Annotated in this window: 8 protein-coding genes; all 8 read left to right on the forward strand. The window is 47.0% G+C overall.

All coding sequences use genetic code 11. The features are described 5' to 3' along the window. Positions 1 to 48: 48 nt before the first annotated feature. A complete protein-coding gene (locus ONB37_08430; protein ID MDZ7400173.1) occupies positions 49 to 1,110 on the forward strand; it encodes a hypothetical protein in 1,062 nt (353 codons plus the stop codon). A gap of 305 nt (positions 1,111 to 1,415) precedes the next feature. Further along, on the forward strand, positions 1,416 to 2,597 hold the full coding sequence (locus ONB37_08435; protein ID MDZ7400174.1) for an acetylxylan esterase: 1,182 nt from the start codon (positions 1,416 to 1,418) through the stop codon (positions 2,595 to 2,597). A gap of 293 nt (positions 2,598 to 2,890) precedes the next feature. Beyond that, complete coding sequence (locus tag ONB37_08440; GenBank protein ID MDZ7400175.1) at positions 2,891 to 4,885, forward strand: hypothetical protein; 1,995 nt, start codon at positions 2,891 to 2,893, stop codon at positions 4,883 to 4,885. A 227-nt stretch (positions 4,886 to 5,112) separates the two neighbouring features. After that, positions 5,113 to 6,732 carry an exo-alpha-sialidase gene (locus tag ONB37_08445; GenBank protein ID MDZ7400176.1) on the forward strand — a complete coding sequence of 540 codons (1,620 nt, stop codon included), beginning with the start codon at positions 5,113 to 5,115 and terminating at the stop codon, positions 6,730 to 6,732. A 144-nt stretch (positions 6,733 to 6,876) separates the two neighbouring features. After that, positions 6,877 to 8,442 carry a sulfatase-like hydrolase/transferase gene (locus ONB37_08450; protein MDZ7400177.1) on the forward strand — a complete coding sequence of 522 codons (1,566 nt, stop codon included), beginning with the start codon at positions 6,877 to 6,879 and terminating at the stop codon, positions 8,440 to 8,442. A gap of 146 nt (positions 8,443 to 8,588) precedes the next feature. Then, the gene (locus tag ONB37_08455; protein MDZ7400178.1) at positions 8,589 to 9,473 is read left to right on the forward strand and encodes a metallophosphoesterase; all 885 of its coding nucleotides are present in this window, start codon (positions 8,589 to 8,591) and stop codon (positions 9,471 to 9,473) included. Positions 9,474 to 9,529: 56 nt separating this feature from the next. Then, a complete protein-coding gene (locus ONB37_08460; protein MDZ7400179.1) occupies positions 9,530 to 10,894 on the forward strand; it encodes a sulfatase-like hydrolase/transferase in 1,365 nt (454 codons plus the stop codon). A gap of 220 nt (positions 10,895 to 11,114) precedes the next feature. Further along, positions 11,115 to 13,667 carry a LamG domain-containing protein gene (locus ONB37_08465; protein ID MDZ7400180.1) on the forward strand — a complete coding sequence of 851 codons (2,553 nt, stop codon included), beginning with the start codon at positions 11,115 to 11,117 and terminating at the stop codon, positions 13,665 to 13,667. Positions 13,668 to 13,689: the final 22 nt, after the last annotated feature.

Below are 13,689 nucleotides of genomic sequence, written 5' to 3' on the forward strand. Positions count from 1 at the left end.
GACAAATCAAATAGTTTTAAATTAACTTTAACTCTTCGAATGAGCGCTATGGTTACAAGAGAACGTCACTTTCGAATCCGCAATTTTGATGCGGGAAATAATTTGGAAATTTTTCTCGTAGCAGCAGTCGCTTCAATTTTGATCATTCGGCTCTATCTTGAATTGACCAATTATCCAAAGCTCGGCGGAGAGAGCCTGCACATCGCTCACATGCTCTGGGGTGGCCTGCTGATGCTTGTGGCAATCATTATTTTGCTTTCCTACTTGAGTAAAGCTTGGCAGCTTTGGGCTGCAATTATCGGCGGAATTGGTTTTGGCACCTTTATCGACGAAGTGGGTAAATTTGTGACCCATGACAATGATTATTTTTATAAACCCGCTGTGGCACTGATGTACATCACTTTTATTCTGATTGTCCTTGGCATCAGAGCAATTCATAAAAAGCGCGAATATTCGCAGCAAGAATATATCATGAACGCGCTAAGAGAAATGGAAGAGCTGGTCCTGCATGGCCTCGATGAAAGGGAAAAACTTCGCATCCAATCGTACCTCAAAAAATGTCAGACAAACGAGCCATTAGTTAGCGCCCTGAAAAATTTGCTGAATGAAATTGCTGTTGTTCCTGAAAAGCCACAGGGCTTCATCTTGCGGCTAAAACAATCAGCGAGAAGCTATTATTATAAAATCGTCCAATTTCCAATTTTCCCAGCAGCCATTATCACGTTCTTCCTCGTTGATCTCGCCATCAAACTAGGCTATATTCTTGTCCTTATCTTTTTTAAGGGATTTGGGATTCAACAAATAATAAACATCGGCATCTTCTATCAGCTTGCCCAAAGGTTGGATCATCTCACGTTCGTTGAATGGGCAGAATTCGCGTCCTCTTTGCTTTCTGCTGTTTTTGTGCTATTAGGAGCTATCAACATCTATCGCTCCCGATTAACCGCTTACAAGATGTTTGAGCGGTCAATTCTTGTTTCAATCTTTTTAACCCAAGTGTTCATGTTCTATCAACAGCAATTTGCAGCACTCGTTGGGTTGACTTTAAATCTTTTGATCTGGATGGCGCTGCGATATATGATTCATAAAGAAGCTTTGGTAATGCATTAAATTTGACTCATTCGAAATTCAATGATCAAGATGTAATGAAAAAGGTCGCTACTCGACGAATTGATAGTCGCTAGAAAGCTAAAAAAATCGTCTTGATCAGAGCTTTCTAAAGAAGCTACTCATAGCTTGTTACAATCAAGAAAACCGATTTTAGCTGATTTTTAGATTACGAAAAACGAGATTCGGAATTCAAAATGGAACACATTTGGATTCATTGATTCGCTTTTTTTAAGTTGTGTATCAAGAACAATCCTTCCAACACTGATTCAAAGCTTTAGACTCACAGAACTAACGGAGCTGATCAAATGCATTTCATCAAAATTGGTGTCTTTTTCCTTTTTGTTGTCACTGCTTGTTATTCTCAAGAGAAAAACCTCACCATACAACTTCGCCAGGGCAACTTTCTCACTGAACAGCAGGCGAAGGAGGAATTGGCGACCATCGCCCGCAGCTATTCTAATGTGACCGAATGGCAAGCTCGCGCCGCCACCATTCGGGAGGGAATACTTCGGGGCATGGAGCTCTGGCCTTTGCCTGAAAAATGCCCTCTTCGTCCGATTATCCACAGCAAAAGAAAGTACAACGGCTACACCGTGGAAAACGTGGCGTTCGAAAGTCTGCCGGGATTTTTTGTGACAGGAAATCTGTATCGACCCACCAAAGGGAAAAAGCCGTATGCGGGGATCCTCTGTCCGCATGGCCATTTTAAAGAACCCAATGGCGGCGGTAGGTTTCGGCCCGACATGCAATACCGCTGCGCAACATTAGCCCGAATGGGTGCTGTGGTTTTCGCCTACGATATGATCGGATGGGGCGAATCGACTCAATTTGATGATTATAAGTTTCCTGACTCGCACAAGAATTTCAAAAAAGCGGCTAAGCTGCAAACCTGGAATAGCATTCGAGCTGTTGATTTTCTCGTCTCACTGAAAGATGTCGATCCCCATCGCATCGGTGTCACTGGTGCTTCAGGCGGGGGAACTCAAACCATTTTATTGACAGCAGTCGATGATCGGATCACTGCCTCGGTCCCCGTCGTGATGGTTTCCGCCCATTTCTTCGGCGGCTGCATTTGTGAAAGTGGCATGCCGATCCACCAGAGCGAAAATCACCTCACCAACAATTGCGAGATCGCTGCGCTGGCAGCCCCTCGTCCCCAATTGATCATTTCGTGTGGAAAAGATTGGACCAAAAATACCCCGGAGGTGGAATTCCCATACATTCAAAATGTCTATCGCTTATTTGGTGCTGAGGATAAAGTCGAGAATCTGCATTTGCCAGATGAGGGGCATGATTACGGTTATTCCAAACGGGTTGGGATGTATCAATTTTTTGCCCGGCATTTCAGCCTTTCGTTGGAAGAGATCCAGTCTTCGGATGGCAGGGTCGACGAGAGCTTTGTCGTCATCGAACCAAAAGAGAAGCTGCTGGTTTTCGATGCCACGCATCCCAGGCCGAAATATGCGGTGAAGTCGATTCAATGGTGATGAAACCGTCTGAGTTGTATGGACACAGCAATAGAACTGCCGCTGAAAGTCTTTTCAGGCTTCCGTCAAGTGGAGGATTCAGGCATTCCGACGATAATAATGAGAATTGCTTGCACATGCCTGGTACTCAGGCTTCGGCTAAATACATTATTCAGTCATTCCGAGCGAAGCGAGGAATCTCATAGATTTCGATATAATGGATCCTGTAATCGCTTCGCTTCTTGAATTAACTTATTTCTCACGATTCTGAAGATCGCTAAATTTATTCACCTTGGGGAAGAGGAGCATAAATCATGCGTATCTCACGTTTGCTAATTAAACACAAATTCAAATTCAGCAGTCTGCTGATGATTTTTATCTTAAATCATCTTCTGTACTCATCAATTGGCATAGCGCAATATCCGCCATCCATCAAAGAATCGGCCAATGAACCAGTGAAATATATTGGCGAGCGCCAGCCTGATAAGCGATTTTTCGATGGCGGATTGCCTCATGCGGTTGGCGTGCATCATTACCAGGCGTTTCGGGCCAATCGGAGTCATCCATCCGAAGGCGGCGAGGTCGGCTGGACATATAATCATCAGCCCTACTTGGCCTATTGGAAGGGTAAATTTTATTACCAATATTTGAGCAATTTGATCGCTGAGCATGATCCGCCAGGCAGGACTTTGCTGATGACTTCGGAAGATGGCCGCCACTGGTCCAATCCCGTTGTTATTTTTCCAGAGTACGATCTGCCAGAAATCAAAGGTGAAGATTATATCATTCCCGCGGGGACTAAAGCCGTCATGCACCAGCGCATGGGATTTTACGTGGCGCCCAATGGCCGATTGCTGACCTCGGGCTTCTATGGCTTTTGTGCCACGCCCCGGCATTCGCCAAACGCTGGGAACGGCCTGGGCCGCGTCGTTCGGGAAATTTATGAAGATGGCAGTTTCGGTCCGATCTATTTTATCCGATACAATCGCCATGCTGGTTGGAATGAGACCAATACCAATTTCCCATTCTACAAAACGAGCAAAGATAAGGGATTTGTCCAAGCTTGCGAGGCCTTACTGAATGATAAATTGGTCACGCTGCAATGGTGGGAAGAAGATCGGGGAAAAGACGGATTTTATGTCATCGATCCAGGCGAGGTGGCAGGTGCGGATTATTTTTCAGCCAATGTGGTGACCTCCAAAGGGGCTGGCAAGGCGTTCTGCTTTTATGAACGGCCCGATGGCGTTATCGTTGGTTTGTGGAAAAATCAATATTCTGCCCTGAGTCCCGACCGTGGGAAAACCTGGACCAAAATCGCCCAGAACAAAACGCTATGGACCTGCGGCGCCAAGACTTGGGGACAGAGGACCGATGATGGGCGCTATGCCATTGTCCATGATCACTCGGCCACGCGTCGCAATCGGTTTCCGATGATTGTCATCACCAGCCACGATGGGCATCTTTTTGACGATATGCTCTGCCTGCGAGGCGAAGTCCCGCCGCGGCGCTATCGAGGCATTCATAAAAATATCGGACCGCAATATTTTCGTGGCATCATCCCTGGGAATGGCAATCCACCTGGCAATGAAATGTGGATCGTTTACAGCGTGAACAAAGAGGATATGTGGATCGCCAGGGTGACGACGCCAATTACAGGTAAGGTCAAAGAACATATTATTGAAGATTTTGAAACGGCGAGGTCTGAACTGGATTTATCGCAATGGAATCTTTATATCCCCATCTGGGCACCGATTAGTATTGTCAAAGATCCTGCCACGAACACAAAATGTCTGGAATTGCGGGATGAGGAGCCCTATGATTATGCGCTGGCAGAACGCATTTTTCCAGAGAGCAAGGCGGTTGAAATCAGCTTTCGATTCAATGCCAAGGATGTGCCCCAGGGATATGCGCTGGAGATCGAGGTGCAGGATCAACGGGGGACACGACCGATGTGCCTGCGCATCGATAATAAGTGGCTCGCTGCGGATCATCGTGCCGTTGATCCGACCCCAGTCCGAATCGAATTAAATCGCTGGTATGATGTGACGCTTAAGTTTGATTGTGATGCCCAAAAATATGATGTCATTCTGGACGGGAAATTAGCCATTGCGGATATCCCTTTTGCTGAAAAAACTGAATCACTGGAACGAATCGTGTTCCGAACCGGGCCTTATCGGGGGTACGTTCCACCAGAGGTGGTGGACGAAGGCGCCCCGCGAGCGACTGGCCTGGATTCCGAAGATCTCCCCGGTGCGGATGAAAAATCGCCATTATGTCAGTTTTGGATCGATGATTTGAGAACGAGATGAAACCATGGTTCCAAATTCTAAGGTAAGTGCCTATGATGAATTTCCAACGGATTTAAACAACCCAACGGATATAATTTTGGATGTTTATCCGTTGGCTTCATCTATCCGTTGGGCAAAAAGAGAGAACGAGGGCAAATGGATCAGGAAAATACAAGGCAGCATTTCTTTGATCGTTCTTTTTTCGTGATCAAACTCTATTACTTCGAAAGCAATTAGCGGAGGTTTTGATGAACCAGCTCAAAAAAAATTTTATTCTTTTTCTATTGGTTATCATACTTTCGGTTATGAATCTCAGTTGTCAGAATCAAACTGACAGATTTCATCCAGGCCTGGTCGGCGCTCATTTTGGGAATCCCGATTTGACGGGAATCAAAGATTTTTCGCTGCTGGAAAACCTCAATCAAAGCTGGGGTGAGGCCAATGGTTTCAGCATGGAATGGTCTGGCATCTGGGAGGGGCTGGTAACGGCTCCAATCAGCGGTGAGGTCACATTTCATTTGTCAACCAACAAACATGCCTTCTTAAAGGTGGGGAATGCCATGCCAATTGAAGTGAGCGGCGAGGCCAATGAAGGAAGGCTGCTGCTGATGATGTGTAAAGGGGAGCGATATCCCATCGAATTGCGCTATCGGCATGAGGTGGATGGCGAGGGTTTTTTCAGCGTGCAGTGGAGCTGGAACGGGATGCCGAAATCGCAGATTGCTCCCCAATATCTGTTTCACACCTCAGAGCAAGCCAGCCATTGGAACTGGTTGATTGAGCCTGATCCGAAAACGATCGACCGCAGCCAGTTTATTACGATCTCTGCCAAACATGTGATCGTTTGTCATGAACCTGGCCTGTTTTTCGGCTGGCCAGCCAATAACGGCGTATGGCAGTGGGGCGACGAGATTCTGGTCGGATTGGTGAAGGCGCATTATAAGATGGATCGGTTGCACCATTCCCGAGATAAGTCGAGGCCGTCCTATTATTTGCTCGCCCGAAGCCTAGATGGTGGCGAGAGTTGGTCGTTGGAAGACCCAGAGAATTTCGCTGGCGACGGCGGCAAACCGATGTCAGTGAAAGATAAAATTCATTTCAGCCATCCCGATTTCGCCATGCGCTGCTGGGCCAATGAGTTTTTTGTCTCTTATGATCGGGGCAAAACCTGGCAAGGGCCGTTTTCGTTTCCCGACTTCGGCTTGAAGGAATTAACTTCCCGAACGGATTATCTGGTCATTAGCGAAGAGAGCTGTCTGTTCTTTTTGTCCGCGAAGGTGGAAAATGTGAGAGCCAGCCTGCAGGATCGGGCTTTTTGCGCCCGCACATCGGACGGCGGCAGAACATTTCAATTCTTATCGTGGATGACTGAAACCGACACGGTGCGTTCCGTCATGCCTTCGACGGTTCGGCTGGCCGATAACCATCTTGTTTCGGCGCTCCGTCGGCGTTACGATCCGACACCAATGCAAGGATATGCCCTACAAAAAAACTGGATCGATGTCTATCAATCGCTGGACAATGGTGCTTCATGGCAATTTCTAAGCAAAGTCGCTGATACTGATAATGGTAAGCGCAATGGCAATCCGCCGAGTATGGTTCGGTTGAAAGATGGAAGGTTATGCGTCACTTATGGCTATCGGGGAATCCCGTACAGCATTCGTGCCCGGATTAGTGCGGATGAGGGCAAAACTTGGGGCAAGGAGATCATTCTTCGAGAAGACGCTCCAACCAACGATATCGGCTATACACGTTCTGTGGTCCGATCGGATGGCAAAGTGGTGACGATCTATTATTTCACCACTGAGCAGAATGTGGAGCAGCACATCGCAGCGACCATTTGGGATCCCGCTGGAATTAATCCGTAAGGATTTTATGATATTCCCCCTTTGAAATGGACAAAAGAAATATCCTCCAATCTGTAAATAGAGGGTCAGAGAGATGTTAGCTAATTCAGAATTTTTTGCCGAACAACGAGTTCAGTTTTTGATAAGAGTTATCGGAAAAGAATTATGAGCCCAACCACATATTGGAACAAAAAATTAGATGTTGTTATGCCCGTTTCCCGGCGCGACTTTATCAAAGCCTCAACCATGGCAGCCTTGGGTTTTCATCTCATCGGTTGCAGCAGATCTGCTCGCAAGCCCAACTTGCTATTCCTCTGGACCGATGAGCAACGGGCAGATACGATGGCGCTCTATGGCAATCGCAAAATTCATGTGCCCAATCTCAACAAGCTTGCTAGCGAGAGTATTGTGTTTGGAAAGGCGTATGTGACCCAGCCTGTATGCACACCTTCCCGTTCTACGGTTATGACGGGGCTTTGGCCACACACCAATGGTTGCACGGAAAATAATATCTCGCTACGCAAAGAAATTCCCTGTCTCCCAGAGTTGTTGAATGATCCTGATTACCGCACTGGTTATTTCGGCAAGTGGCATCTCGGCGATGAGGTGTTTGCCCAGCATGGGTTCGAGGAGTGGGAGAGCATTGAAGATATCTACTGGGAATATTTCAGTGAGGGACGGGATCGCAATGCCAAAAGCAGTTATGCCGAGTACCTTCTATCATTAGGCTATCAGCCCGATCGAGAGCGCGGCGATTTTTCGCGGGATTTTGCCTCACGACTGCCGTTGGAGCATTGCAAGCCCAAATTTCTGGAGCAAAGGGCGTGCGATTTTTTAAGACGACATCGTCGCGAACCATTCATGCTATATGTCAATTTCTTGGAGCCGCATCCGCCTTTCTTTGGCCCATTAAATGATGAACATGATCCGAGTGAGATTGATCTTCCGCCTAATTTCGATGACCCTTTGGAGGAGGACGAACCTCTGCGCTATCGCTTAATCCGACACAAGATTTACCAGAGCGGTTATAAGGGCAAGGAATTGCGGACCGAGGAGCAATGGCGAAGACTTGTAGCGAATTATTGGGGATTGATCACACAAGTGGATTTGAGCATCGGCGCGATTCTCGCCGAGTTAGAGCGGTTGGGATTAGCGGAGAATACGATTGTGATATTTACCAGCGATCATGGCGATATGATGGGCGCTCATCGCTTGCTCAACAAGACCGTCATGTACGAAGAGTCTGTGCGCGTGCCCTGGCTGATGCGCATCCCCCAGCAGGGAAGACGGCAGCGCTTCATTCAAAATCCCGTCAGCCATATCGATCTGGTGCCGACGTTGTTAGAATTAATGGGCCAAAAGATTCCTGAAAATTTGCAAGGCAAAAGCCTAATGCCTCTGATAAAAGACAATCAGGTTCACCAGCAGGATGTCTTCATCGAATGGAATCCAAAGCGAAGAGGCGAAGAGAGCTATCCCGCGTTGCCCGGCATTTCAATCCAAGATGTGAAGCGGGCAGAAAGAGCTGCAATCCGGACCGTTATTACGCCCGATGGCTGGAAGCTCTGTTGGAGCGATCAGGATAAATGCCAGCTATTTGATCTGAACAAAGATCCGCTGGAAACGACCAACCTGTATTATCGATATGGGTACGAAGAGGAGAAAAAGCGGTTGAAGAATAAGGTTGTGAGCTGGCAGGAACAAGTGCGGGATAATATTTCTTTGGAATGAAAGTAGCGTTTGATAGTTTTTCCCAACGGATAAAAGTCAAATCGAAACGATCGAATGACAAATAATTTTCTTTTAATGAAAAATGCTCAAATTCCAAATTTCTGGATTCAACGATCAATTTGGGACATTTACACAAAAATAAAGCCATGAAATCGAGCATAAGAATTATCGCACTGATTGTTCTTATTCTGTTCTGTGCAAATTTCAAAGGATATAGAGAGAACAATTTCTTCGCTGATTTTCAAGCAATCATAATTTCTGATACGCATATTAGCAATGATGAATCCAAGGATAAACGACTGGCACAGTTGATCGATCGAATCAATAATGATGAATTTCACTCAGTGGCGCTGCTGTTTATTACAGGTGATTTGGTTGCCTGCGTTTATGGCAACAAAGAGCCAGGGGTCCCCGATGAATCGAACAATCGCATTAAAAAATTGCAAATGATTTTGGGTGAGCTCAAAATTCCGTATTACTTGATTTTGGGGAACCATGATTACCGTTTCAACCGCAGTAGCAATTCAGATCGCTCTTTTTCCCTCCAAGAAATCGAGCGAATGGAAGCTATTTGGAAAAGAGATAGCGGCATCGAGCCGTATGGTGCTGTTGAGTATCAAGGATGGAAATTTATCTGCCTGAACAGCATGAGGGGACGCTATTTAAATCGCCATTTTGACGGCGAGCAACTGGACTGGTTGGAGGCTCAACTGATGGATGAACTGCCCACAATCCTTTTATTTCACCACCCATTGAAAACCGATCATCGGAGGATCTGGTGCAAGTCGAAGGATCTCATAACTCCAGAAAACGAGCCTCGCTTTTTTTCCCTTCTGGAAAACCACAAGTTTCAAATCAAAGCTATTTTTGTGGGGCATGGTCATCGCTGGGTGATGGATACGCTATTTGGCAAAATAAAGGTTTTTGAGACAGATTCCTTCGGCGAATCAAAGGGATTGCTGTTTTATTTGGTTGAATTGGATCATCGTTCTTTTAACCTTCGGACCACAAAATTTAAAACAATAAAATAATCAACAAGAAAATTGAAAGATTTTGATTCAAAAGGTATCTATCAAGAGGAGAGGCATTGAAACGAAGAGATTTTTTGAAGCACACAGTTCAGGCGTGCGCTGGAATCGCTTTTGGCTCGATAATTTTCTGCTGCCAGAAGCGCCAAAAACGAGCTCCCAATATCCTCATCTTTGTCTCTGATGATACAGGCTGGAATGATGTGGGGTATCATAACCCAGAAATCAAAACGCCGAACATCGATCGGCTGGCGCGACAGGGGGTGGAGCTAGACAATTTTTATGTCAGTCCAGTTTGTTCGCCAACCCGTGCTGCACTGTTGACGGGTCGTCCACCCAGTCGCTTTGGAATTTTAGGTCCAATTGCGGGGAGAAGCGAATTGGCATTGCCAAAGGGGACAATGACCCTGGCAGAATTGCTGCGCCAGCATGGCTATCAAACGGCCATCACCGGCAAATGGCATCTCGGCTTAAAGCCTGAACTTGGTCCCAGACAATATGGGTTCGATTATTCCTACGGCTATTTTCATGGTCAGCTTGATCAATTCACTCATATCTATAAAAACGGCGACCGAACCTGGCATCGCAACGACCAATTCGTGGACGAGGATGGCCACGCCACGGATCTGATTACGAACGAGGCAATTCGGTTCATTAGGGAGCTTCGGGATGAAACCCGACCGTTCTTTTTATATGTGCCGTTCAGCGTCCCCCATTTTCCAGTGCAAGAGGAGAAGCGCTGGGAAGAGATGTATTCACAGATCGAAAACGAGTGTCGTCGGCTGTATGCCGCTTCGATGACCCACATGGATGATGGCATGGGACAAATTCTAGCTGTTATCGAGGAAGAAGGTCTAGCGGACGATACGTTGGTGATCTATTTTAGCGATAATGGGGGTCAGGAGAGTTGGAGCGCCGGCCCCGATTATTATGGAGGGAAGTTTCGCCCTTGCGACCAACTCGGCGACAATCGTCCCCTGAGGGGCTGGAAAGGCGAATTATATGAGGGTGGCATCCGCGTTCCAGCAGCGGTCTATTGGAAAGGACGCCTGCAACCAAGACAGGTAACCGAAGTGATAGCGGTACAAGATCTATATCCCTCCATCGCCGATTTGGTCGGCGCAGAAATATCCTCTGATTGGCCTATCGAGGGCATGGACATTTGGCAAGCTTTGAATGGCGGTGCGCTTCCGCCCCGGGTTTTGTACTGGCGCACAAAAGGGCAGTTTGCTGTGCGAAGAGGAAACTGGAAATTGATTCACACTGGAGAATCACTCGAGAGAGGCGAGCAAGAGCTGTTCGATCTGGCGCAGGATCCGTTCGAACAAGATAATTTAATCACGCAATGGCCAGCAATGGCGAATGAATTGATGGGAGAATTGTTAAAGCAAGCGTCTCTGGATACCATTTATGAAGGAAAATGAAAACTTGCCATTAAGATCGGCGAAAAAAACGGGCAGAGAGTGCCTTGCGCAGTCCGAAACAAAATTCTAATTGTCTGTTATCGTGATGGATCTTGTTTCGTTGACTTACTTACCATTTCTAAAAATATCGATCAAGCCGAGGAATCAATAAATGATTCTGAAATTAGGTATGACCCATTCAGGATGCCATTGAACTGAATAACACAGGAGTTTTGATTTGATGAATTATGAAATTGTTCATGCTATCGTCTGCTTGTTGCTTGCAATATTTTTTCAAATCGCTCCGCTTTCTGCTCAAACCATAGTTTTATGGACGTTCGACGAGCCGCAGGGGGGGTATCCCAGCACAGTGCTCAGCGATCATGGCCCCAATGATTACCCGCTGGTTATCGGTCTTGGGGGGCAAATTGTTGAAGGAAAATTTGGCAATGCCCTAGAGCCGATTGAACATCCAGATCGGGCTCTGGTGATCGAGCGGTTGAAGCAATATACCGCATCATTTGATGAAGATGAAGGAATTTTATTCGGCCTAAGAACATTGCCTATACCTGAAGGCAGAACCGTCGAGCCGATGAGCTGGCTCAATGCCAATTTCTGCGCACTGATGACCAGCGGAGAGATGCATCTGCGCAAAGAGGTTGGTTTCATCCAGCCCACCAAAACAGCGCTAAATTTGGGAGACTTCGATTGGACGATTGAATTTTGGTTTTTGCCAACTCGCATCACTGATGAGGCTGGTGTCGTGTTTGAAATCGGTCAAGGACCCAGAGGGGAAAATGATTTTGTTACCCGACTGGTTCTGAATGCGGACCAAAAAAGTTTTTCTCTTTTGAATCAGCCTTCGGGAACAAACCTCACTATTCCATCGGATGGTCAAGCCCTCAATCCCGCTTCCAAGCGATGGCAGCATCTGGCGTTTGTTTATTCCGCAAGACAGCAGCAGATTGTGCATTTTGTCAATGGCAAAAAACAGCGCCTCCCCGAAAAATGCCAATTAAAGGCGTTGAATCGAGGCGATGAGGATTATTTCACCATCGGTCGAGATGGGAAGTGGCGGCGTCCGCTCCAGGGTAGGATCGATGAGTTGCGGTTTTCATTGGGAAAAATATATCAAAAAAACTTCATCCCACCAGGCAGCTTTGCCGAGCCGCAGGCGCAAATCATTCTGAAAACTGGACCGCGGCTGATCTTCGCTGATAAAGAGATACTAACTCCTGTGCCGCTGGATGATCGAAAATACCTATTTATCGACGATGCCATTGTGGAGAAAATGGAGAACATCACTTTTAGCGTCAATCCGCCCCGTGTGATGGAATGCGTGATCGACAGCATTGAGGGCCCGTTCCGAAAGCACGTCAGCATTATTGAGGATGAAAATGGGCTAATTCGCATGTATTACGGTGGTCCAGACGATTGGCTTGAGGTGCGCACTTCACGGGATGGTATTCATTGGGACATCCCTGATCTGGTGCCTGAATACAAAGGCAGAAGAAATTATGTGATCACCGAACCGACCGCTATGGGAAATGTGTTCATCGATCCCAATGCCCCAGCAGAGGCTCGTTGGAAATACGTCAGCGATTTTCACCGACGGGGTATATTCCTCTATGCTTCTCCAGATGGCTGGTCATTTAAACGGCATAAAACAGCGATCCTGCCCGCTCGCTCTGGGTCTCAATCCAATGTGTTTTATGATGACCAGCGCCAGCTCTATGTTGGCTATCATCGGTCTGATCTCGGGGCCACGCCGTCGGGTAAGAGCCAGCGAATGTTCAATCTCACCGAGACGCGGGACATTATCCATCCCTGGCCATTTAAACCGATTCGATTGGCTGAGGAATTAGAGCTCGCCAAGAAAATTCGTTTGCGCGAGCCACTTCCTCATTACCTGGATAATGGACCGCTCACGCCCAGTGGGTTTGGCGTGGAATATCCCATCGTGTTTGCCCACATCGATACGCTGGATCCACTGGCAACCGATATTTACGTGCCCAAAGCATTAAAATATCCCTGGGCGCCCGATACTTATCTGGCGTTCCCATTGCTTTATTTTCATTACGAGGACGACGGGCCGATCACCCGGCAGATCCTTTATCATCCGGACCGGGGGTTGGGCTCTGGCACGGTGGAAACGCAATTGGCTGTCAGTCGGGATGGCATCCATTGGAAGCGCTATCCACGTCCGACTTATGTGGGAATCGGGGAATATGGGAATCACTACCTGCCGCAGATCTACATGGCACATGGGCTGGTAAAACGAGGCGATGAAATCTGGCAGTATTTCTTCGGCGAGACTCGCTACCATTCCTCCTGGCAAAAGCAAGGCCAAAATATTCGAGCGATTTATCGAACCGTGCAGCGCTTCGATGGCTTTGTTTCGGCGGATGCACCTTACGATCGAGAGGCCATTATCATCACCAAACCGTTGAAATTCACAGGCAATCGTTTGGTATTAAACATCGATACTGATGCCGCTGGCTACGCTCAGGTCGGTTTTTTGGATGAATTGGGCCATCCGATCAAAGGATTTTCGGTTGACGATTGCGTATACATCAATGGCGATTTTATCGCGACTGAAGTGGAGTGGATCAAAAATCAGGAAGTGCTACCACCCATCGAAGGAATGAATGAACGCCAATTGTTTTTCGAATCCCAAAAGCTTGGATTCAACAAGGATGTTTCTGAATTCCAAGGGAAAATTGTGAAGCTGATATTTCGGATGCGGGGGGCGAAATTGTATTCGATGCAGTTTGTGATGAAAAAAAAGGAATAATATCCCAGTATTCTGAAAGAGA

It is taken from the genome of candidate division KSB1 bacterium (assembly GCA_034506395.1).
Classification (GTDB): Bacteria; Zhuqueibacterota; Zhuqueibacteria; order Thermofontimicrobiales; family Thermofontimicrobiaceae; genus Thermofontimicrobium.